Origin of the sequence: Dysgonomonas sp. 37-18 (assembly GCF_001899125.1) — a bacterium.
Lineage (GTDB): Bacteria > Bacteroidota > Bacteroidia > Bacteroidales > Dysgonomonadaceae > Dysgonomonas.
This window is the reverse complement of the sequence record NZ_MKVC01000047.1, coordinates 162,293-186,792: the sequence shown is the minus strand read 5'-3', so window position 1 is coordinate 186,792 and position 24,500 is coordinate 162,293. Positions and strand designations below refer to the sequence as shown.

Here is a 24,500-nt window from a genome sequence, read left to right as displayed (position 1 = left end):
ATGATATTGAGTGAGATATGAAGGAAATAAAAGTAAAGTCATTGAAAGATATACACTTCGACGTAATATATGAAGCATTTGATCAAGCTTTTGCCAACTATGAAGTACAAATCAATAAGGTACAACTCCAAACTATGCTTAAAAGGCGTGGATTTGATCCTGAATTGTCATTTGCTGCATTTGATGGAGATAAAATAGTTGCTTTTACTTTAAATGGAATTGGAGACTTTAAAGGAATACGCACAGCATACGATACGGGAACAGGAACTCTGAAAGAATATCGAGGACAAGGTTTAGCTACTCAGGTCTTTGAATATTCTATACCATTTTTAAGAGAAGCCGGGATTAAACAATACTTGCTAGAAGTGTTGCAACACAATACGAAAGCTGTTTCCGTATACAGAAATCTTGGATTTGCAGTAACTCGTGAATTCTATTATTCGATGCAAACAAATGAGCATATAAGCAATCTTATAAAAGAATCAGATACTTTATATTCTGTTAAACGGATAAGTACCGATCAATTGGATTTGTTTACTGAATTTTGGGATTTTACTCCTTCGTGGCAGAATAGTTTTGAATCTATACAGCGGACTGTTGATGATTTTATTTGTTTGGGAGTATTTGTCGATGGACGAATACTCGGATACTGTGTTTTCGAGCCTATATCGGGAGATCTTACTCAAATAGCTGTTGACAAAAAATATAGAAGGCAAGGGATTGCATCTTTATTACTAAAAGAGATTTTAAATTTGAATAAAAATTCGATTCTGAAAATTGTGAATACAGATGTATCATGTGATTCGATTACAGATTTCATAAGAGCAAAGAATATTGAAGTGAAAGGAAAACAATTTGAAATGATCAGAAAAATCTAAAATCGACGATTTCCTTTTATAGATTCAGTTTGCTTATAAATGTCCCTTTTTTACAATTCATCAAAGTTGAGGTTAACTATCTTTGTACGATGGACTCTTTTGAAATTGTACAGCCCAGTATTGAATTGTCGCCTTACATTAAGAACTATTGGTTCTTAAAAGCAAATGCGGCAAATGATGTGCAAGGTATAATACCAACCGGGAACATCAATCTATTCTTCCATCGGGGAAGCCCCCTGTCAATAGAGTGCAATAATAGTCCTTTACCTCAGATGTTTATTAGTGGACAATCTACTACATATTCCAACCTCGTTCAATCAGGTATTACTGATATGATTTGCGTTACGTTTCATGCATTTGGAGCACGCATGTTTTTCAAAGAGCCGATGCACGAATTTAAAGAACAGTCTATTGCACTTGACTTACTCGACAATATTGAAATATTGGAGCTGGGTAAACTACTTCTCGATACATACGATAATAGAGTGTGCGTCCAAATGATTGAATCATTCTTGAAGAAGCAATATTTTTATTCCAAAGAATATAATTTGAGGCGAATGCAAGCCGCAGTAAATGCTGTTAATATAGGGCATGTAGGAATTGAGTCTTTGGCTGGTATCAGCTGTCTAGGTTATAAGCAATTCAAACGTATCTTTACTGAATATGTAGGGTTGAATCCTAAAGAATTCCTGAGGGTAATTCGTTTTCAACGAGCACTATATATTTTACAAACCAAACCTTCTACAAATCTAACAGAGCTTGCATACATCTGTGAGTTTTACGATCAATCGCATTTGATAAGTGAATTCAAACATTTTTCGGGATATACTCCGGGTGAATATCTTGCGATATGTGATCCATATTCCGACTACTTTTCTCTTTAAAAGATAGATGTCCTTTTTTTCCAAGTATAAGGGAAATGCAACTTTTAGCTTTGTATTGTCAATATTTATTCACTAAAAATCAAAAATGAAATGAAAAAGCTAGTTGCATTTTTTGAAATTCCTTCTGTAGATTTCAATAGAGCTGTAAAATTCTACGAATTGTTACTGGGCATAAGTTTTAACGCTATGGACTTCGGTCATGAGAAAATGGCATTCTTTCCCGAAGAATCAGGTAAGTGTCCCGGAGCTATATCTTACGCGCCGGACTTTAACCCTTCAAAGGATGGGGTTTTGATAAGTTTCTCTGTTGAAAGTATCGAAACGGCATTAGATAATGTAGTGAAAAACGGAGGTAAAAGGATTATCCCCAAAACAAAGATTGAAGCCGAAGGGGTAGGGTACTTTGCTACATTCATCGACAGTGAAGGAAACAGTATAGGTTTATACTCGGATAAATAACTGAAAATATAAATCTTTATAGGAGAGAACTGGTAAGATTTTATATTCTGCCAGTTCTGTTTATTTATAGTTTTCAACAAAATTAAAAACTACTAAAAAGTATCCTTATCTCTCTTTGCTTTTCTGAAGAATATGCTTATCTATACTATCAAAATGAAACCTATTTTTTGATTATTCATGCAAATCCTTTCCATAATTATAGTTTTTTGTTAACTTTGTCGCCAGTTAGGAGAAAATCTTCTAATAATCTAGAGTTGACTATTTAATAAAATCAAGACCGAAATTCTTTGGTATACAGTCGTATCTATGCTCTGGATTCTATTTATTAATATCGCATAATGTAGTATCAAGTCGTTTAAAAATGACTTCTAACTAGTAGCGTTATGCCCCCTTTGTTTTGCAAGATAGCATTTCAAAAATGATTATTTTCTTTGATTATTTCAAAGAAGGTATTCTTATGATCAATCCGTCAGATAATGAAAAGGATATTATTTATTTGCGCTATAACCATTTTTGTATCTTCTCTGAGAGCACAGGGAAAAAAAGATTTTTTCAAATTGGGTGGAGCAATTCGTTTTAACACATCAGTAGAGAATTATGAAAAAAGTAATAAAGCTTTAAATACCTATATAAAACTCGATACGTGGTATTTGTCAGCCGATGCCAATAAATCAGGATTTGATTTAAGCTTTCAATACCGTTTCTATCCCGATTCTAAAGCCCACTTCTTACATCATGGTTATATCGGATACCAAATTGATCAGAGCCTGTATATTAAAGGAGGTGTATTTCAAAAACCTTTCGGAATAGGAGATTTTGCGTCCCATTCGTGGTGGTTCCAGATTCCCTATTATATGGGATTGGAAGATACGTATAATACGGGAATAGGCTTATCATATCAATTAAGTCAATGGCGCTTTGATTTTGCTTATTTCAGACAAGCAGCTCCAAAGGGTTCTATCTCGGATAATACTTTGGATAATGATGTTGGCAATGGCAGGTATTCTTATGCTGTGGTTCCTACTACAGGTTATGCCGGTAATACCCTGGTGGATGCAAATATCAGAGAATTGGATCACTTCAATTTAAGAGCCCGATATAAATTGAATGAAAATATTGAGTTCGGCGTTTCCGGACAACTAGGAAGTATATATAATAAAGAACTCAATAGTCGAAAATGGGGAACTAGTACTGCATTACATATAGTCGCTGATTATAATAAATGGAATTTTAAAGGAGAGTTTATCTCATATAATTATAATGCTCAGGGTAATAATAAAGAAAAACTGGACATCCTCCAGATGGCTGCTTATGGTGCAGCTTATGATGTGGCTACGAAAGGAAATATTTATATTCTAGGATTAGCATATATGATACCTATTAACAGAAAATTTATAAAATATATACAACCATATATAGACTATTCGATAGTCGATAAACATAAAAAAGAATATTTTAATATACAACACCTTATTCCCGGAGCACTTTTCTCTATGGGGCCCATATATACGTATGTTGATTTCGCTTTGGGTAAAAATCAACCGTGGCTGACATCTAACTTTGGAGAAGGTCTAGGTAAAGGGACTGCAAATGCCAGATGGAATAGTCGCTTTAATATAAATATAGGATATTATTTTAATCAATAATAAATATGAATAAAATAGAAATGAAGAACTTGTTTCTGATATTTGGAACAGCCAAGAAGCAAGCTCTAAGAATGCTGAGAAGCGGAAAATCAAAAAAAGAAATTCACCAAAGAACAAAGTGTACAATTGCAGTGAATAATGTAAGTCTTTCGATTAAAGAAGGTGAAATATTTGTTGTAATGGGTTTGTCGGGCAGTGGAAAATCGTCTTTACTCCGTTGCTTTAATATGTTGAATGTACCTACATCAGGTAGCATTTCTATCGATGGAGAAGATATCACAAAAATGAATAAAACGAAGTTGTTAAATCTTCGCAGAAAAAAAGTAGGAATGGTGTTTCAGAATTTTGGACTTTTGCCTCATAAGACAATAATAGACAATGTTGCTTTTGGCCTCGAGATTCAGAATATAAATCTGAAAGAGCGTTATGAGAAAGCAAAAGAAATAATAAATATAGTTGGTCTGTCAGGCTATGAGAATGAATACCCTTATCAACTGAGTGGTGGAATGCAGCAGCGTGTTGGAATTGCCCGAGCCATAGCAACCGATTCTCAGATTCTTTTAATGGATGAAGCCTTTAGCGCATTAGACCCACTGATCAGATCACAAATGCAAGACGATCTGTTGGATATTCAACAAAAACTTAAAAAGACCATCATCTTTATTACACACGATCTTGATGAGGCTTTAAAGTTAGGAAACACTATTGCGATTATGAAAGATGGGGTGATTGTTCAGCAAGGTAGCCCCGAGGATATCTTGATGAACCCTGCCGATGATTATGTAAAAGCTTTTATCGGAAATGTTGATTTATCTAAAATTATAACAGCTTCTACAATAATGGAACCATTTAGAGCAAGAGTGCAGTTAGGTAAGGATGGTTTGGCATCGGCATTGAGGTTGATGGAGCGTCACACTTTACGATTTGTGGCAGTTATAAGCGAGGATAACAAGTTTAAGGGCTATGTAAGAAAAAAAGATGTTGAACGTAAAATTGCTGCCGGAGAAAAGGGATTGGAATCTATATTGATGGATATTCCTAAAGTAATGGAAGATCACTCTGTATCGGATATGCTCCCATTGTTTATAAATCAAAAATATCCTTTGGCTGTAGTTGACTGTAATGAGAGGCTAATAGGCTGTATAAGATATTCTGATGTAGTAGCTATGGTTACAGGATATGACGAAGAAGCTGTTAAAGAAATAATAGAAAATGCAAGTTAAATATGAATAAACTAGATATAGGTAAGTATATAGAACGTTTTGTAGATTGGTTGTCAGATACAGCAGCACCGCTCTTTCGTCAGATAACCATTATGATAGATAATAGCGTTAATGTGTTACAAGAATTACTCGGGTATGTTCCGTTCTACATGATTATTGCTATTGTGGCACTGATCGCTTTTATTATTAAAAAGAAATCCTTAGGAAACCATAAATACTGGCAAAACAATATAGCAACACTGATAGGATTCCCTCTCTTTTGTGTTTTAGGGCTTCTGCTTATTTACTGGATGGGCTTTTGGGAACAAACAATGGATACATTTATCTTGGTATTGGTAGCAACGCTTATTGTGTTAATGATTGGCATACCTCTAGGTATATGGTGCGCATACAATAAAAAAGCCTATGCTATAATTCGCCCATTACTAGACTTTATGCAAACAATGCCCGCTTTTGTTTATTTGATTCCGGCAATTTTATTCTTTTCGGTAGGTAATGTGCCGGGTGTTTTGGCCACGGTTATTTTTTCATTGCCTCCGGCTGTTAGGATGACAGCTCTGGGAATAAAGAGTGTACCGAAAGAGGTTGTAGAAGCTTCTGTTGCCTTTGGTTGTACAAGACGTCAGACTTTGTTCAAAGTGCAAATGCCATTAGCCATGACGACTATTTTGGCTGGTATTAATCAGGTAATTATGTTGTCTCTATCGATGGTCGTTATTGCCTCAATGGTAGGAGCCGGAGGACTGGGCGAAAGTGTATATGCAGGTATTCAGCAGGCCGATGTTGCTTTAGGTTTCGAAGCAGGGCTTTGTATTGTAATACTAGCGATTATATTAGATAGAATGACACAGCTTTTAGGTAAAGAAAAGGAGGAACAGAAATGAATAAGATAATATACATTCTACTCTCAGTCTTATTGCTCGGTCTTACATCTTGTGAGCCTCGTCATAAGCAAGATGTCCTGATACTATACCCCAACTGGGCGGAGGGTATCGCTATTACATATTTGGCAAAGGTTATGTTAGAGGATAAAGGATATACGGTAACCTTAAAGCGTATAGAACCGGGTCCAATTTATACAGCTCTATCTCGTGGTGATGCCGATATATATATGGATGCATGGCTTCCTCATACACAAAAAGATTATTGGGCTAAATACGGGCATAAACTAGATGTATTAGGAACTGTTTTTGACGATGGTATAACCGGGCTTGTTGTTCCTGCCTACGTTAATATAGAGTCTATAGAAGAGTTGAATGAAAATAAAGACAAGTTTGACAAGAAAATTTATGGAATTGCTTCAGGAGCAGGAATCCATGCTAATACAGAAAAAGCAATAACCGCTTATAATCTCGATTACTCTCAGATTTCCTCTTCCGAAACGTCTATGATAACAGCTTTGAAAAAGGCAGAGAAAAATAAAGAGTGGATTGTAATAACAGGTTGGAAACCACATTTTATGTGGACTGAATTTGAACTCAAAAAATTGAGTGATCCAAAAGGTATATATCCTACAGATAATATTCAGGTTATATCTCGGCGCGGGTTTAAAGAAGACAAGCCCGAAATTGCTGCTTTTTTTGAGAGTTTTAAATTAGAAGACAAGCTATTACACGAACTGATAATTGATGTAAGTATGGATAAGAATCCTGAGATTGGAGCTAAAGTGTTTTTTGAAAAACACCGGACTTTTCTGTACTAAAAACGATGGGTGGAGGAGGGAACTTTTACATATACAAATAAGAAAACTACACTATACTGCAAAATGAGCATTTCCTATTTTCAAAAACAATTAATGATTAATGGTAAATGAAAATTAATCATCCTTAACAACAATTATGTAAACGAGCCGCAAAGACATGTGAGATGCTAAAAAATGAATACAAACTTACTGATAGGCCTCAAAAAGAAATCTTAAAAAGCCAAAAATAAACCATCCAGACAAGGGAATGTATTAAATTTGCGATTCGAAAAAAAGCTGTTCTGATGGGTTGTAAAAAGCCTTTTGACTTACGGTTTAATCTTAAAAAATCAGAGATTATGTTTGATTATAAATTTAGAGATGTATAAATAAGATTGAATGAGTACCGTTTCTTCGAAATTATATTGTACCTAATGTTTTACAAATTGAAAGAGATTTCAGTTATAGAGACATCAAAAAGACTTTTATAAATGTATAGAATTATTATCGGAGTAAGCAAAGATATAGTAAGAACAGTAATAAGAACTGCCTTCAAGAAACATAATCGCAACAGTATGCCAATCGCGAATTTAAACTATCCTTCAAATTCAATTAAAAGCTAAACTGTGAGGAGCGTTATAAAAAGAAACCAAAAGTTTTCATCCTATACATTTTTGGATGAGGAAAATAGCAAAATTTCCTTTTCCAATATGTGAACAGTGTCTTTTGGTGAAATATGACAAGTCTCAAATAGGTATATCGGATAGTATAGAAATATACTAAGATTCTATTATTGGGATTCAAGTCAATAGGCGATTAATTTTTAGCCTATTCATATTTGTTGAAAGAAAACAAAGCAAAGTAATATAAATAATTAGTTTTCAATTAGTAAATCATGACATCAGTAAAAGTGAAAATCAGACCTTCCATTGTCGAAAATAGGGAAGGTGCGCTCTATTATCAACTTATTCATAATCGAGTAACCAGGCAGATAAATACAGATTATAAAATCTTTCCTGGTGAGTGGAACAAACGTGGTGCAAATATTATCCTGCCTCTGTTTGATGAAAATAGAAAGAATTATCTCCTGTCTATAGAAGAAAAGATAGTATGGGATACAAAAAGGCTTGCAAATATTATAGACGTATTTAGTAAAAAGGAGTTTCTTATACGGTAGATGAAGTTGTCTCAAGTTTTGAAAAGCAGATTCGAGGGACTTCCTTTTTTGTCTTTATGCAGCAGTTGATTGTCCGACTCAAACAATTTGGTAGAATTAGAACCAGTGAGACGTATAAAACTACCTTAAATAGTTTTATGCATTTTAGAAATGGAAAGGATTTATATCCTTACGACATTAATTCGGAGCTAATGACAGAGTATGAAGCTTACCTAAGATCTAATGGTGTAAGTCAGAATAGTTCATCATTTTATATGAGGATACTTCGAGCTGTGTATAATCGTAGTGTGGAGAAAGGTTTGACAGAACAGAAATATCCATTCAAATATGTATATACCGGCATTGAAAAAACCATTAAAAGAGCAGTTTCTTTTAAAGTCATTAAGCAAATCAGAGATCTGGATCTGGCCCCTTACCCAACATTGGATTATGTGCGTGATATGTTTCTATTTAGTTTCTACACAAGAGGAATGTCGTTTGTGGATATGGCTTACCTCAAGAAGAAAGATCTTAGTGGAGGAGTGCTGTCTTATCGTAGAAAAAAAACAGGTCAGCAACTATTTATTAAATGGGAGCAGTGTATGCAGGATATTGTAGATAAGTATCCTCCTAATGAGTCTTCATACTTACTCCCCATTATTAAAAGTGCCGAGAAAGATGAAAGAAGTCAATACAAGAATGCGTCTTGCCTTATAAACCGTAATTTGAAAATTATTGGAAGTAAATTAGGACTATCTATTCCTTTAACTATGTATGTGGCTCGTCATTCATGGGCTAGTATAGCAAAAAGTAAGAATATTCCTGTTACGGTAATAAGTGAAGGAATGGGGCATGATTCAGAAGTAACCACACAGATCTATCTAGCAGCATTAGATACATCTATAATAGATAGGGCTAACAATATGATACTTAAATCCCTATTGTAGTATTAAAATGATTCTTAAATATAGATATCTCTTGCTAAGAGATATGTTTAATACTGCAAAAGTATACAAAATATTGAAAACAAGAAGATAGTTCTGAAGCTTTTTTTAAGGAAATTATTTAAAATATAAAAATGTTTAGTGAAAGCTTTCTATCCGTTTGCGTATATACTTGATAAATAATCTAATACAATAAAAACATATCTCTTAGCAAGAGATGTGCATACAGCGAGATCATAACTACTTATTGAGAATTTTTATTTAACACATAAGTGTGTTGTAAATAAATAAAAAATCTGCTGTATTATACACTTTATATCTATAACTAATTGGAATACATTATATTGTAATATTTCATGGAACCAGAGCTATGCTCATATCTGAAATAAAACCTTATAAAGTTCCAGATAATAGCACACTATTCATTCTTATGTACAAGCAAGAGATTCCGAGTTGGTACGCTATGCGTGCGATATTCCGCAAAGAAATGGATACAAAAAAATTATTGGATAAGGAATGCATTCGGAGTTTTATTCCTATGCATTATACACTCACTATGAAAAATGGTCGTAAAGTAAGAGAACTGGTTCCTGCTATTACGAATCTGATCTTTGTTCACGCCACGCCAACAGCTATTAAACAGGTCAAGTCAAAAACCGAATACCTTCAGTATATTATTGATTCGAGGAGTAAAGAAAAAATTATAGTTCCTGATGATCAAATGAAACGCTTCATTGCTGTAGCGAGTATTTGCCACGAAAAAATGACTTACCTAAAACCAGAGGAAGTCGATTTGAGAAAAGGAACTTTAGTGCGGGTTCTTGGTGGTCCTTTTGATGGCGTTGAAGGTGTTTTTGTGAAAGTGAAAGGTGCGCGAAGTAGGCGAGTGGTAGTTCTTATACAAGGTATTGCTGCTGTTGTAACTGCCGAGATAGAAACTGACCTGATTGAAGTTATATCATAAGGTGGAATAATTAACTAATTTAATTTTCATAGAATGTATTACTGGATTATAAATATCGGTTTGGTTTTCTTTCTTTGCATGTTTTTTGCATGGATACTAATTCCAAATATTCTGCTTATTGCTTTTCGAAAAAAGTTGTTTGACCTACCGGATGAGAGAAAAATTCATCATGGAATGATCCCCAGGCTTGGAGGCCTAGCTTTCAATCCTGCTATCTTCTTTTCTATTTCTTTATTGCTTGGTCTTGATTTTATTTTAGGGGAACCGGATATTCTTAAGCAAGAAGGAAGTAACGTTCCTGAATTATTGTTTGGCTTCTGCGCCAGCACAATACTCTATTTAGTTGGAATTGCGGATGACTTGATAGGTGTTCGTTATCGTACTAAATTTATTATTCAGATACTATGTGGCGTTATATTAATTGCCGGAGGAGTATGGATAAATAATTTGTATGGTATATGTGGCATTTATGGGTTGTCGGAATGGGTAGGATATCCTTTAACTATTTTAGTCATTGTATTTGTTATCAACTCAATCAATCTTATTGATGGTATTGACGGTCTGGCTTCCGGACTGAGTGGAGCAGCTTTGCTCTTTTACGGACTAATTTATATCTACCTCGAACAGTGGCTTTTTGCGATGCTGGCTTTTGCTGCATTGGGAGCTCTCATTCCATTTTTTTATTACAACGTCTTTGGCAATGTTAATCATGGGAAGAAAATATTCATGGGAGATACAGGTAGCTTGACAATAGGAATCATTTTATGTATTCTTAGTATAAAGATATTAAACCAACCCGTAGATATTGCAGCTTCGTTCAATCCCGCTGTATTGGCATTTGCTCCTTTAATAATTCCATGCTTTGATGTAATGCGAGTTTTTATAAGTCGCATACGTATGAAAAAGCATCCTTTTATGCCAGACAAAAGTCATATACATCATAAGCTTCTGGCGGCAGGAATCTGTCAGCGAGCAGCAATGATAATTATAATTTCAGTATCGTTAATATTTACTTTGTATAATATCATCCTATCGCAATATGTTGACGTAAGTTTACTTTTGATTATCAACATCATTTTATGGATGCTGGGTAATATGTGGCTGGCATTCAAAATAAAAAGGCACGAACTAAAGCTCTCTATAGTCGAAACAGACAATAATCTCAAAAAACAATCCATTTATAAATTATGAGAATAAAACATTTCTTATTTGTGTTGATGGCTTCCATCATCTTAAATTCTTGTGGATCAACACAAAATATTAGCTACTTTCAAGACTTACAGCAAGGTGTACCGGGGGAAATACTGAACCCGATAAAAATAACAATAAAGACAGATGATAAGATATCAATAGTGATAAGTAGCAAGGACTCTCAGTTAGCAGAACTATTTAACTTACCTATCGTGGCACATCGTGTAGGACAGTCGCAAAGCCCATCACTGAATCAAAATCAGCAAATATCAAGTTATACAGTAAGCTCATCGGGTGAAATCGATTTTCCGGTATTAGGCAAAATACATGTTGATGGAATGACTCGAGAAGAGATTGCAAGTTATATAAAAAATCAGCTGTTATCAAATAACCTGATCAAAGATCCGGTTGTGACTGTAGAGTTTGCCAACCTTTCTATTTCAGTTTTAGGAGAGGTCAATACTCCAGGACGGTATAACATAGAACGAGATAAAATTACTTTACTCGATGCTCTGGGAATGGCTGGAGATCTAACAATTTATGGAAAACGTGAAAATGTTCTCGTTTTACGGCAGACGGCAGGTAAGCAGGTTCCTTATAAAGTGAATCTAAATTCGGGACATGATATGTATGCCTCACCTGTCTATTATCTGCAACAAAATGACGTAGTTTATGTGGAACCTAATAAAACACGGGCACGTCAGTCAACCGTTAATGGCAACAATGTTATATCCACTTCTTTTTGGCTGTCAGTGGCCTCTTTAATAACTACACTCACTGTACTGATTGTTAAATAAAAAAAGAAAACATAAACATAAATGACTCCAGTTCAACATAATAAAACAGAGCAGAAACAGACGGAAGATCTTATTCGTCTACAAGATTTATTATACTTATGCCTTTTCAGGTGGCGTTGGTTTGTAATATCTCTTTTTATAACAATTAGTATTGCAACTTTTTATATATTAACAACTCCCCCAATATATATTCGTTCAGCGTCTATCCTTATCAAAGAAGACTCGAAAAGTCAATCCATATCGAGTGATGTAGCTTCTATGTTTGCTGACTTTGGACTGTCTCAACCCAATACTAACGTAAACAATGAGTTGATCGCTATACAGTCACCCTCTATTATTCTGGAAACAGTAAAGCGGTTGCATTTGGATGTAAACTATCAGATTAAAGATTCCTTTTACAAAAAAGTCTTATACGGTCCAGATCTTCCAATCACAGTTTCTTTTGCCGATTTGGCAGATAATGAATCTGTAGAGCTTGTTATAAAATTATTGGCTGATGGGACATTTGAGTGCTCTGACTTTACATCTGATAATAAGGATATTGCTAACAACGTAATCAAAGGCAAGTTTAATGATACGATCGACACCCCATTAGGGAAAATAATAGTAGTCCCAACTTCGTATTACACTAAAAATGAGATGCCTCTGATATATATTTCCCGTACTAACTTATATAGTGCTACGGATTTATTCAAACAGAATCTGACAGCATCTTTAAGCGAGGAAAAAGCAACCGTTATCGATCTCTCGTATAAAGATGTTTCCACACAACGGGCAGAAGATGTATTGAATACATTAATATCCGTTTATAAAGAAAATTGGGTGAAAGACAGGAACCTTATAACAGTTAGTACCAGCCTCTTTATCACAGATCGTTTGAGTGGAATTGAACGCGAATTGGGTGATGTGGATGAAGATATCTCTTCTTACAAAAGACAAAATTTGGTGCCGGACGTAGAAGCCGCCTCCAGCATGTATATGGCACAATCGAGGGAGACAAGTAATCTTATGTTGGATTTAAATACCCGATTATCAATGGCTCGTTATATGCGCAACCATTTGATGACTTCTACAAATAACAATCAATTGATTCCTGCAAATTCAGGTATCGAGAGTGCTAGCGTTGAAAATCAAATAACGGAATACAATACCATTCAATTGCAGCGGAACAATTTGGTCTCTAATAGCAGCGAACAGAATCCTTTGGTCGTGGACTTAGATCAGTCTCTTCAATCTATGCGTAAAGCAATTGTTTCATCGATAGATAATCTGATTGTAACCTTAAATACTCAAACAAAGAATTTACAAAGCAACGAACAAGAAACAACAGCTCAAATAGCAGCCAACCCTGATCAAGCAAAATATTTGCTTTCTGTAGGACGACAACAGAAAGTAAAAGAAGCTCTTTATTTATTTTTATTACAGAAACGCGAAGAAAATGAATTATCTCAGGCCTTTATTGCATACAATACACGTATGATAACCTCTCCTTATGGTAATTTGAACTCGATAGCACCTCAGAAAAGAAATATATTATTGGTTGCCTTTGTATTAGGTCTCCTTATTCCGGTAGTGATAATATTTATTCGAGAGAATACGAATTCTACAATACGGGGACGGAAAGATTTGGATAATCTGATCTTGCCTTTTATCGGAGAAATTCCACTTTTCTATCCACAGAAACGTGGCTGGCGATTCTGGAAAAAACAACCTGAAGAGAGTAAAGTGGTTGTAAAAGAAGAAAATAAAGATGTCATCAATGAAGCATTTCGTGTTTTACGTACCAACCTTGAGTTTATGACAGCTAAGAAAGATAATTTGAATGTAATTATCTTGACATCGTTTAATCCCGGGAGTGGTAAAACATTCCTGACAATAAACATGGCTATCAGTTTGGCTATAAAAGGTAAAAAAGTATTGGTTATAGATGGTGATTTGCGCTATGCTTCTACTTCCTCTTTTGTTAATTCACCGAAGCAGGGTTTGAGTGACTATCTGGGGAAACAAATCGATAATATATATGATACAATTATTGTCGACGAGAAATATACGAATCTTAGTATTTTGCCGGTGGGCACCATTCCTCCGAATCCTACAGAATTACTCTTTGACGAACGTTTAGAAACATTGATAAACGATATGCGTAGTAAATATGATTATATATTTATTGACTGTCCACCAATAGATATTGTAGCAGATACCCAAATTATTGAAAGGCTTGCAGATAGAACTCTTTTTGTTGTTCGTGCAGGATTGTTAGAACGAAGCATGCTCTCCGATTTGAATAACATCTATAAGGAAGAACGTTTCAAGAATATGGCTCTGATCCTGAATGGTACGACCAGTGGTATCGGATACCATAAATATGGATATCGTTATGGCTATCAATATGGTTATTACGGATCCAATAATCAAACAAAGAAAAGAGATAAATAACGATCTGACTTATATATACACATAATAGAAAATTAATAAAAAAAACTTTAAGATGAAAGGAATAGTATTGGCTGGTGGCTCGGGTACAAGATTATATCCGATAACGAAGGGTGTAAGCAAACAACTCCTTCCCATTTATGATAAGCCCATGATTTATTATCCCATATCGGTATTGATGCTTGCCGGAATACGAGAAATATTAATCATATCAACCCCTGTCGATTTACCCGGATTTAAACGCTTATTGGGCGATGGGTCAGATTATGGTGTGCATTTTGAATATGCAGAACAGCCTTCACCTGACGGGCTGGCACAAGCCTTTATTATCGGCGAAGAATTTATCGGAAATGATGCAGCTTGTCTGGTACTGGGAGATAATATTTTTCATGGAACAGGTTTCTCCGCATCACTCAAGGAAGCAGTACGAGACGCAGAGGATGAAGGTATTGCTACAGTATTTGGATATCGGGTTGATGATCCGGAACGATACGGTGTTGCCGAATTTGATTCAGAGGGTAATTGTCTCTCTATTGAAGAAAAACCTCAGAAGCCTAAATCTAATTATGCGGTTGTAGGACTCTACTTTTATCCAAACAAGGTGGTAGACGTCGCAAAAAATATTAAGCCATCTGCTCGTGGAGAGTTGGAAATCACGACTGTTAATCAAAAGTTCCTTCAAGATAAAAGCCTTAAAGTAAAGACTCTGGGGCGTGGTTTTGCTTGGTTCGATACCGGTACTCACGATTCATTAGCCGAAGCATCTATTTTCGTTGAGGTTATAGAAAAACGACAAGGCTTGAAGATTGCTTGCCTTGAGAGTATTGCTTTGCAAAAAGGATGGATTAACCAAGAACAGATGTGTACTCTGGCTGTACCAATGATCAAAAATCAATACGGGCAATATCTACTGAAAATGATAGAAGAAATAGAACAATAAGCAATGGTGAATATAATAACAACTCAAATAAAAGATGTAGTGATCCTAGAACCGAAGATATTCGGAGATGACAGGGGATACTTTTTTGAAAGCTACAATCAAACTGAATTTAATACATCCATTCGCACAGTGCGTTTTGTGCAGGACAATGAGTCTAAATCGTGTTACGGAGTTTTAAGGGGATTGCATTTTCAAAAACCACCCTTTGCACAGAGTAAGTTGGTACGTGTCATCGAAGGAGAAGTATTGGATGTGGCGGTAGATATACGCCGCAATTCGCCTACATTTGGTAAACATGTTGCTGTGAAACTATCGGGTGAGAACCACCGTCAGCTATTTATTCCTCGTGGTTTTGCTCATGGTTTTGTCGTACTCAGCAATGAAGCTGTATTTCAGTATAAATGTGATAATTCTTATTCACCGCAATCGGAGGGGGCTATTGCATGGAATGACCCGGAGATTGGTATCGATTGGATTGTAGCTCCTGAAGATATAATTCTTTCTGAAAAGGATACTCGGCACCCATTTCTCAAGGATGCAACTGAACTATTTGATTACAACATCGATTACTATACCGAGACATCCGTAAGTATATAAATATACCTATCCTGATAGTATATTATTTTAACAAACAATCAATTGATTATAAAAATGAAAAATATTATAATTACCGGAGGGGCTGGTTTTATAGGTTCACACGTTGTTCGTCTGTTTGTGAACAAATATCCCGAATACCATATTATCAATCTCGATAACCTGACCTATGCCGGCAATTTGTCTAACCTCAAGGATATAGAAGATAAATCCAACTATACGTTCATAAAAGGAGATATTTGCAACTTCGATTTCGTTATGCAGCTATTAAAGCAATATAACGTAGATGGTATTATTCATTTGGCTGCTGAAAGTCATGTTGATCGCTCAATCAAAGATCCATTTACTTTTGCTCGTACTAATGTGATGGGTACTCTTACCCTGCTGCAAGCGGCAAAATTATATTGGGAAACATTGCCCGAAGGTTATGAGGGTAAGCAGTTTTATCATATCTCTACCGACGAAGTATATGGTGCTCTGATGTTTGACGATACACTGTTTACAGAAGAGACCAAGTATGACCCTCATAGTCCATATTCAGCATCCAAAGCTAGTAGCGATCATTTTGTACGTGCATTTCACGATACTTATGGAATGCCCGTAATAGTAACAAACTGCTCTAACAATTATGGTCCTTATCAATTTCCGGAGAAGTTAATTCCTTTATTTATCAATAATATTATTCACCGGAAGCCACTACCTGTATACGGAAAAGGCGAAAATGTACGTGACTGGCTCTATGTTGTGGATCATGCCCGTGCTATTGATGTTATATTCCATCATGGAAAAAATGCTGAAACCTATAATATAGGAGGTTTTAATGAGTGGAAAAATATAGATATAATCAAGGTTATTATTAAGACTGTCGATCGTTTATTGGGTAATGCCGAAGATCATTCTCTGGATCTGATTACATACGTAACCGATCGTAAAGGACATGATTTACGTTATGCTATTGATTCAAGTAAGCTCAAGCGCGAACTCGGGTGGGAGCCTAGTCTCCAATTTGAAGAAGGCATAGAGATTACAGTGCGTTGGTATCTTGATAATAAGGAATGGATGGATAATGTCACTTCCGGAGAATATCAAAAATATTACGAAAGCATGTATAATGAAAAATAAAATTCAAATACTTACTTACATTTTAACATATTTATGAAAGCGAATTTATTTGATATATATTATTATGGAATTATAAAGATTAATAGTTTGCTATATAGAACTATCTGGCGATCTTTTTTTGGGTCATTAGGCAAAGGTACGACTATTATTAAGCCTCGGATTATGAATCCCGCTCGTATTTATATAGGTCAGAATTGTGCAATAGAACATTTTGTGTGGTTAGGTGTCGTTCGACAGTTTTATTCAAAAGTCAAAAATCCGTATTTGATACTAGAAGATGAAGTCAAAGTCGGACGGTTTTCCGAGATATTTGCACATACCTCAATTACGTTACATAAAGGAGTCCGAGCTGCCGACAATGTATACATTTCTGATAATACTCATACTTATGATGATATCAATATCCCAATTGTTAAGCAAGAGATCAAATTTGTAAATGCTGTTGAGATAGGAGAATACTGCTGGATTGGAAGAAATGTTTGTATAATAGGTTCCACAATAGGGAAACATTGTATTATTGCTGCCGGAGCATTTGTTAGCAGAATGAATATTCCTGATTATTGTGTAGTTGTCGGTAATCCTGCCTATATAATAAAACGTTACAATACCGAGACTGAAAAATGGGAAAAGACTGATAAAAAGGGAAATTTTATCTGAAGATATTATGTTACACGAAAAATTACGAAAGTTAAAATGCAAAATATTCATTTTACTGAATCAACATAATTTCGCACAATTTGGGAAAAATGTTTTCATCTTTGATCCTCAAGTTTGGAATCCTCAGCGCATATATCTCGGTAGTAATTTATGGATAGGAGACAAGGTTTGGTTTGCAGTATCTTCGAATCGTTCCGATTCAAAGCTTGTTATTAAAGACAAGGTAAGGATTGGTCGATTTTCTGAGATATATGCCCTACAAAGCATTATTCTTGAAGATGGAGTTGAGACTGCTGAGAATGTTTATATTTCTGACAATACCCATGCATATAATGATATAAATAGGTTTATCCGGGATCAAGAAGTTAGATATACAGGAGCGGTTATTATTGGTAGCGGAACCTGGATTGGGCGTAATGTGTGTATAATAAGCTGTAAAATTGGAAAAAACTGTGTCATAGGTGCTTATTCATTTGTTAAACAGGATATTCCTGACTATTGCGTTGTTGTAGGTAATCCCGCCCGCATCGTAAAACGTTATAACCCCGATACTCAGAATTGGGAAAAAACGGACAGAGACGGTAATTTTATTTAATATACTTTCTTCTCTGTCTTTCTACACATATAATATTCCTAGAATCACAAAATCGTTTTTAATATGAAAATCTTAGTTACCGGAGCCAATGGTTACATTGGTCGTCACGTCGTGTGCAAATTATTGGATCAAGGACATGAAGTTACGGCTTGCGATGTTCGATTGACAGAAGTGGACAAGCGTGCCACTTTGCTAGAATATAATATTTTATCAGGTTCATATATTAATGCTTATGAGGACCTTGGAAGCCCCGACGTTTGTTTACATATGGCATGGCGCGATGGGTTTGTACATAATTCATCTAATCATATGGGAGATGTATCAAATCATTACAAATTTATGTGTTCGTTGATTGATGGTGGATTGAAACAGCTTGCTGTAATGGGTACGATGCATGAAGTGGGTTATTATGAAGGTGCCATTGAAGAAGACACACCTTGTTATCCAATATCACCTTATGGAATAGCAAAAGATGCTTTACGCCGTAGCATACAATTATATGCCAAATCTAACGATTGTATTTTGCAGTGGATCAGAGCATACTATATTGTAGGCGATGATTTGAAGAGTAATTCTATATTCGCTAAAATCAGAACAGCGGTACTTGAAGGAAAGAAAAGTTTTCCGTTTACATCGGGCAAAAATAAATATGATTTTATTGAAATTGAAGAGTTAGCATTACAGATTTCAGCCGTAATTACTCAGAAAGATGTTTATGGTATAATTAATTGCTGTTCAGGCAAACCTATGAGTTTAGGCGAGCGCGTGGAAACCTTTATTAAAGAAAACAACTTGGATATCAGCCTTGAATATGGTGTGTTTCCGGATAGAGACTATGATTCTCCATGTGTTTATGGCAACGATACCAAAATCAGAATGATATTATCTAATAAATAAATATGACTTCTAGTCCACTTGTTATAGAGAGAAGAGATTGGTTTGGAGTCATCCTATTATTTTTAGTGATGATGATCAGTGGCGGTAACCATTTGTTTCCTCGAAATCCTATATGTTTGTTGATAATAGCCGGATATGGTCTGAAAATTTACAGATTGAATAATGGTATAACATTAAAATATGTTTCCTCAAAATTATGGCTATTCATAACAACATTTCTTGTAATAATAGTATCACAAACTATACTGAGGCGGGATCTTGATAGTGCTGCATTAGCCGCATTATCCAGCGTTATTGCAGGTCTGTTTGTCTATACTTATTATAAGTATGAAGGAATAAATGCATTGATTGCCGATGTTACTATTTTATTAAAAATTTTCATCGTTTTAGGATTGATTTCTTTTTTACTTTATACTTTTACCCCTGATCTTTTTTCAAAGTATACATTTATAGATAGTTATGGGGATAAAAGATCCGTAAGTCATATTGCTTTTCTTTTTTATAAAGGACTGGATATCGAAGGTTTATCTTCGAGGCTTTATGGTTTTTTCTGGGAGCCGGGAATTTTTCAAATATATCTTAATATCTTTTTATTAATCCAGATCTTCTATTTTAGGCAGAAACTATGGATTGTAGCAACATTATTGACTATTTATTTGACAAAATCTACCACAGGATACTTTATCGCCATTATCATTCTGGGATATATTTCGGCTCGTTTCTTTTATAAAGAGCGAAATCTGTACAGTTCTGTATCTATCCTTTGTACAACTATTATTGCACTTTTTTTTGTGTGGAATAATATTGTGTCTGTAAATGTTGAAGAAAAAGTTGCTGGTGCCCAGTCCGGTTCTTTTTTTGCTCGTCAGGCAGATATAATTGCAGGATTGAGTATCGCAGCCGAGAATCCTGTGATTGGGATTGGCGCCAATACCGATCGATTTAAGCAGATGAGGAGTAAAATTGCTTGGCAAGGTAAATTGAGTGGTTCAAAAACGAAAGATAGCGGAACAACAAATGGCATAATAAGTCTAATGTACATATGGGGAATCCCGTTTTCTTTGTGGTATTTATGGGCATTAATAAGACAGAATATCTTATACAAGAATCGCTGGCTAATGGCTATTCTCCTGATTTTATCTCTAAGCTCTGAGCCTTTGGCTATGACTCCGTTTTTTTTACTTTTCGTTTATTCGGGACTGGATGCAAAGACAATAAATAATTAATTGTTATGAAAAAACTATTGTTCATCGGTTGGGACTATCAAATATATACGCGGGAAATGATAGAAGAGTTTCAGATATCCGGATATGATGTCACGTTTTATAATGTTGTATCATTTTCTCCGGTTACGAAACTAAGAAATCTGATTTCTAAGAAATGGGATAAGGAAGTCCAGCATTCGAGACATCAGGAAATTGTTGTAAAAGAAAAAGACAATAAATATGACATTGTATTTTTGTTATTGCCATTTTTCTCTTTCGATTGCTTACAAAACTTAAGAAATGATCATCCGAAGGCAAAATTTATATTGTATTTATGGGATGCTGCCAATGGATATATAAGAAAGGGAATCAATATATCTGATTACTTGGGCTGTTTTGATAAAGCATACACTTTCGATAGACAAGATGCAATACAATATGGCATAAACTATTTACCACTCTTTTGCGTACGGAAGTTTCAGAATCTAAAGCAAAACGAAGTTGAATGGAATAATGTATATATGGTCGGGAACCTAGCTAATTTCAGACGGTATGATGCAATTAAGCAATTTGAAGAATATTGCAGAAAAGAACAAATCAGTTTTAACTGGTATTTAAAAGGAACACTACGTAAAAATATAAAAGTTTTGCTGCAAGGGAAGTCTCTCAAGTATCTTCATACATCATCAATTAGCAATAATACATTTATCGACATGATGCAACGCTCATTAACTGTATTTGATTTTGCAAACCACATACAAGATGGCTATACGATGAGAGTAATGGAGAATTTGTGTGCCGGAAAGAAAATCATCACAAACAATCGGAATGTTTTAAATGAGCCTTTTTACTCTCCTGACAGATTTTTTGTCTATGATGATTTAGATTTTAATGGTGTAAAAGAATTTCTGAAGACACCATTATCTGATCCGTCTGCCAGATTTGAAGAATTTTACTTAAGCTCTTTTATAAAAAAGCTTGTTTCGGAATGATTTGTTTAATTATACTGAAACTAAAAGCACCTATTTAGATCAAAATGTCAATAAATATCAAAGCAATAAAGCGGATTATATTTAGTTCAAGTTCCTTATTTATTCTAATAAATTTATTTACTTCTGCCATCAACTTTATCCGTTCTATGGTATTCATGCGTGTTATGGATATGAGAGAACTGGGTATAATCAGTCTCATTCAAACATGTATAATGTTTATTGGACTCTTACAGTTTGGGTTCCTAAACGGTGGATATAGGGTTTTTGCTTATAAGAAGACCAGTGATCAAACGAAGGTTAATAATATTCTCTTTAGCCTTTTTGGTGTCATAGCATTAGCCTTATTGCTTATATGGATTATATTAAGCATATTAGATATTGAATTACTGATCAGCCCCCGGTATCTGATTTTAACGTTCATTGCAGGCCTATTTTCTTTGATATCTACTTGGCTGACAAATACCATGACTGTGAAAAAGATGATTAAAGATATTAATATCAGAAATCTCATCTCAGGTATTATATCTATAGCCTTAATTCCTCTTGTCTATCTTTACGGTATTATGGGTGGTATCATTAGTATTATGATGCAACCGATAGTTTTTGTTGTCCTGGCATTATTAATGCATAAAAGTTTAAGACCGGATAAAATATGTTTTGACAGAAAGGTAATTAAGTATATTCTATCGTTAGGATTTGTCCCATTTATGATTGGAATATTTACAATTGTCAATATTCAGATCGAACGTTGGTCTATAGCATATATACTGAATGTGGAAGAATTAGGTAATTTTTATCTTGTTTTTATATTCTCTTCTTTATTTGTTTTAGTCCCGACATCCATTAATTACCTCTTCCTTCCCAATATCATTTATTCATATGAAAATGGATTAATGGCAGAATTCAGGCGGCATGTACGTAATTATACATTAGTCTTGATGGGATATGGTATATGTGTAGTTCTTGCCGTACTTACTTCACTTCAACCATTGGTAGATATATTATTTCCAAGTCACTCAGGCAATACTCACTATGTGTTTTTGTTGATTCCGGGTTTAATGTCACAATTATTATACTACTCGGTATCTGCTACTTTAAATGCATGGAAAAACTTCACTTCATTGCTAATATCTGGACTTGTAGGAGTATTTTCTGCTATAGCAATTATCGCTATAACTGGCTCTATGCACCTGTTTAACTTAACAATAATGGTGTATATTAAGAATATATCTTATTTATTGCCGACCCTTTTCGGTGGAGTTTATATTTACAAAAATCGTAACAAGTTTAAAACAAAAAATGGGTAAAATATTGTTTATCGGGCTACCTTACCATAATTATGTAAAGGCGCTCACTGAAGAAATGGAATCACAAGGACATTCAGTCTCCTACTATCCTTTGGAATTACGTAAAATAAAAGATAAAATTCTACGCACATTGTCAACTGAAGCATATGAGAACAAGCATGAGAAGTATTATGCTGAAATAATAGAGCAGGAAAAAAATAACCAATATGACTATATTATATTCCTGCATATTCGTCTATTTTCTCTCTCCAACATGCTGAAATTGAGAGAAAATCATCCAGAGTCGAAGTTCATATTATATACATGGGATGCTTTATCTCCTGTGTTTAATTATATTCCTTATATTCCATACTTTGATAAAGTTTGTACCTTCGATCCTGTAGATGCTAAAAACTATGGACTGAACTATCTACCGTTGTTTTGTGTAAGAGACTTTCAGAATCTCCCTATTGTAGAGCCGGATACTGATGTATATATGGTAGGGAATTTGGTTAAACCAGATCGGTATAGGGCTATTCAGGCATTCGAAAGATATTGTAAAGAAAACGATATTCGCTTCAAGAAGTATATTAAGTGTACACCTGTTGTAATAATTCAATTATTGATTAAAGGTTTTATCCCTAGAGGACTTAAGCTAAGAAGCATTTCTCGATCTCATTTTATTCATTTACTACAATATTCAATAGCGACATTCGACTTTGCCAATCATAAACAGTCTGGATACACAATGAGATTCATCGAAAATATGTGCGCAGGGAAAAAGATCATAACGAATAACAAGCGTGCTATTGGTGAGTCATTTTATTCTTCCAACCGCTTTTTTGTTTTTGACGAATTGAATTTTGATGGTATCAAAGAATTTATACAAGAACCTATAAAAAATAGCGACGTTCGTTTCGATGAATTTTCTATACAATCCTTTATCAGCACCCTGCTAACAATATAAATAAAATGAAAAAGAGGTGTTTACTCATCATGCCATTAAGTTTTTATTCGATGGGCAATCAGATAATATCCGGATTGAACGAATGTGGTTATGATGTGAGAATTTGCAATGATCGTTATCCGGATAATTTATTCACAAAAGTTCTGTGGAAAATAGGCATAACTAAAACGTTATATAGAAAAACATACAATCATATAACTCGCCACTTCCTTCAAGACGAAAGATATGATATCTGTATCATTTTGAAAGGATACGGAATAGATAAAAAACTGATAGATGAAATATATAAAAAGTGTTCATGTATAGTTGGTTATAATTTCGATTCTTTTGCCTTTCATCCTTTATCACTCTCTTGGTATCGCTTGGTCGATAATTTTTATACGTTTGATTATCATGATGCAAAGAGCTATGATGTCAAAATAATAGAATTGTTTTCTGCAATAGAAAAGCAGGAGAAAAATGTAGAAAGAGTATATGATATATCTGTAATACAAAAGATACATTCCGAACGCTTGTCATATACCAATAAAATATTGCATCTGTTCCAGCCCGCGAATTCATACGTATATCTACATGAAAGTAATTATGTAACAATGGCTCTGAATTTTATCAGACATCCGTTTACGTACATTAAACTACGACGATATATACATCTTAAAACATTGTCGTATGACCAATATGTAGATGTATTATATAAATCAAAGTACACGCTTGATTTTGCTCATCCTAAACAAAGTGGTATTACTATGAGATGCTTTGAGGCTTTGAGCTGTGGAACAAAAATAATAACGAATAACAGAAATATATTTAAAAGCGGATATTTCAATCAAGAGAATACAATCGTATGCGATAACTCGTCTGTAGTCGATAATGAAATAATCGAAAAATACAAGCAGATGTTGCCTTCAGATGTAATACCCCGGAGGCGAAGTATTATAGATTTCGTAAAAGAAATAATCCAATAAATAATTCTGTGTTTTTAATAAATT

22 protein-coding genes and 1 pseudogene are annotated in these 24,500 nt (G+C 34.6%); all 23 read left to right on the top strand.

Translation table 11 applies throughout. The annotated features are described in order from the left end of the window. Positions 1-17 precede the first annotated feature (17 nt). The 23 genes and pseudogenes from BGO84_RS17925 to BGO84_RS17815 all read left to right on the top strand — a co-directional run bounded on the left by BGO84_RS17925 (position 18) and on the right by BGO84_RS17815 (position 24,476). Entirely contained in the window at positions 18-878 is an 861-nt protein-coding gene (locus BGO84_RS17925) for a GNAT family N-acetyltransferase (protein ID WP_291031205.1), read from the top strand. 89 nt (positions 879-967) lie between these two features. After that, positions 968-1,762 carry a helix-turn-helix domain-containing protein gene (locus tag BGO84_RS17920; RefSeq protein ID WP_291031202.1) on the top strand — a complete coding sequence of 265 codons (795 nt, stop codon included), beginning with the start codon at positions 968-970 and terminating at the stop codon, positions 1,760-1,762. Between the two features lie 90 nt (positions 1,763-1,852). Beyond that, a complete protein-coding gene (locus BGO84_RS17915) occupies positions 1,853-2,221 on the top strand; it encodes a VOC family protein (RefSeq protein ID WP_291031200.1) in 369 nt (122 codons plus the stop codon). Between the two features lie 476 nt (positions 2,222-2,697). Then, positions 2,698-3,867 (top strand): hypothetical protein, encoded by a 1,170-nt coding sequence (locus tag BGO84_RS17910; RefSeq protein WP_291031198.1) that lies wholly within the window; start codon positions 2,698-2,700, stop codon positions 3,865-3,867. Between the two features lie 5 nt (positions 3,868-3,872). After that, complete coding sequence (locus tag BGO84_RS17905) at positions 3,873-5,090, top strand: glycine betaine/L-proline ABC transporter ATP-binding protein (protein ID WP_291031196.1); 1,218 nt, start codon at positions 3,873-3,875, stop codon at positions 5,088-5,090. A gap of 2 nt (positions 5,091-5,092) precedes the next feature. After that, the gene (locus tag BGO84_RS17900; protein ID WP_291031194.1) at positions 5,093-5,974 is read left to right on the top strand and encodes a proline/glycine betaine ABC transporter permease; all 882 of its coding nucleotides are present in this window, start codon (positions 5,093-5,095) and stop codon (positions 5,972-5,974) included. Further along, positions 5,971-6,792 (top strand): glycine betaine ABC transporter substrate-binding protein, encoded by an 822-nt coding sequence (locus BGO84_RS17895; protein ID WP_291031192.1) that lies wholly within the window; start codon positions 5,971-5,973, stop codon positions 6,790-6,792. The genes BGO84_RS17900 and BGO84_RS17895 overlap by 4 nt, the downstream gene beginning before the upstream one ends. 874 nt (positions 6,793-7,666) lie before the next feature. Beyond that, positions 7,667-8,874 (top strand): annotated as a pseudogene (locus BGO84_RS17890) (site-specific integrase). A 427-nt stretch (positions 8,875-9,301) separates the two neighbouring features. Continuing rightward, positions 9,302-9,835, top strand: coding sequence for a UpxY family transcription antiterminator (locus BGO84_RS17885; protein WP_291031190.1), 534 nt, complete (start codon positions 9,302-9,304; stop codon positions 9,833-9,835). Positions 9,836-9,868: 33 nt separating this feature from the next. Then, on the top strand, positions 9,869-11,026 hold the full coding sequence (locus BGO84_RS17880) for an MraY family glycosyltransferase (RefSeq protein WP_291031188.1): 1,158 nt from the start codon (positions 9,869-9,871) through the stop codon (positions 11,024-11,026). Further along, a complete protein-coding gene (locus BGO84_RS17875) occupies positions 11,023-11,823 on the top strand; it encodes a polysaccharide biosynthesis/export family protein (RefSeq protein ID WP_291031186.1) in 801 nt (266 codons plus the stop codon). Before BGO84_RS17880 ends, BGO84_RS17875 begins: the two co-directional genes overlap by 4 nt. A gap of 21 nt (positions 11,824-11,844) precedes the next feature. Further along, positions 11,845-14,259, top strand: coding sequence for a polysaccharide biosynthesis tyrosine autokinase (locus tag BGO84_RS17870; RefSeq protein ID WP_291031184.1), 2,415 nt, complete (start codon positions 11,845-11,847; stop codon positions 14,257-14,259). A 52-nt stretch (positions 14,260-14,311) separates the two neighbouring features. Further along, positions 14,312-15,196, top strand: coding sequence for a glucose-1-phosphate thymidylyltransferase RfbA (rfbA, locus tag BGO84_RS17865; protein WP_135105964.1), 885 nt, complete (start codon positions 14,312-14,314; stop codon positions 15,194-15,196). Between the two features lie 6 nt (positions 15,197-15,202). Beyond that, the gene (gene rfbC, locus BGO84_RS17860) at positions 15,203-15,793 is read left to right on the top strand and encodes a dTDP-4-dehydrorhamnose 3,5-epimerase (protein WP_283687557.1); all 591 of its coding nucleotides are present in this window, start codon (positions 15,203-15,205) and stop codon (positions 15,791-15,793) included. Positions 15,794-15,847: 54 nt separating this feature from the next. Beyond that, positions 15,848-16,912 carry a dTDP-glucose 4,6-dehydratase gene (gene rfbB / locus BGO84_RS17855; protein WP_291031182.1) on the top strand — a complete coding sequence of 355 codons (1,065 nt, stop codon included), beginning with the start codon at positions 15,848-15,850 and terminating at the stop codon, positions 16,910-16,912. A 33-nt stretch (positions 16,913-16,945) separates the two neighbouring features. After that, positions 16,946-17,569 carry an acyltransferase gene (locus BGO84_RS17850; RefSeq protein ID WP_135105970.1) on the top strand — a complete coding sequence of 208 codons (624 nt, stop codon included), beginning with the start codon at positions 16,946-16,948 and terminating at the stop codon, positions 17,567-17,569. Positions 17,570-17,576: 7 nt separating this feature from the next. Continuing rightward, a complete protein-coding gene (locus tag BGO84_RS17845; RefSeq protein ID WP_291031180.1) occupies positions 17,577-18,164 on the top strand; it encodes an acyltransferase in 588 nt (195 codons plus the stop codon). A 63-nt stretch (positions 18,165-18,227) separates the two neighbouring features. Continuing rightward, entirely contained in the window at positions 18,228-19,061 is an 834-nt protein-coding gene (locus BGO84_RS17840; RefSeq protein WP_291031178.1) for an NAD-dependent epimerase/dehydratase family protein, read from the top strand. 2 nt (positions 19,062-19,063) lie between these two features. Further along, positions 19,064-20,287, top strand: a complete 1,224-nt coding sequence (locus BGO84_RS17835) for an O-antigen ligase family protein (protein WP_291031176.1) — start codon at positions 19,064-19,066, stop codon at positions 20,285-20,287. A gap of 5 nt (positions 20,288-20,292) precedes the next feature. After that, positions 20,293-21,258, top strand: a complete 966-nt coding sequence (locus BGO84_RS17830) for a hypothetical protein (RefSeq protein WP_291031174.1) — start codon at positions 20,293-20,295, stop codon at positions 21,256-21,258. 44 nt (positions 21,259-21,302) lie between these two features. Continuing rightward, the gene (locus tag BGO84_RS17825) at positions 21,303-22,565 is read left to right on the top strand and encodes a hypothetical protein (RefSeq protein ID WP_291031173.1); all 1,263 of its coding nucleotides are present in this window, start codon (positions 21,303-21,305) and stop codon (positions 22,563-22,565) included. Then, on the top strand, positions 22,558-23,511 hold the full coding sequence (locus tag BGO84_RS17820) for a hypothetical protein (protein WP_291031172.1): 954 nt from the start codon (positions 22,558-22,560) through the stop codon (positions 23,509-23,511). The genes BGO84_RS17825 and BGO84_RS17820 overlap by 8 nt, the downstream gene beginning before the upstream one ends. Before the next feature lie 5 nt (positions 23,512-23,516). Then, positions 23,517-24,476: a hypothetical protein gene (locus BGO84_RS17815; protein ID WP_291031171.1), complete on the top strand. Its 960-nt coding sequence runs from the start codon at positions 23,517-23,519 to the stop codon at positions 24,474-24,476. Positions 24,477-24,500: the final 24 nt, after the last annotated feature.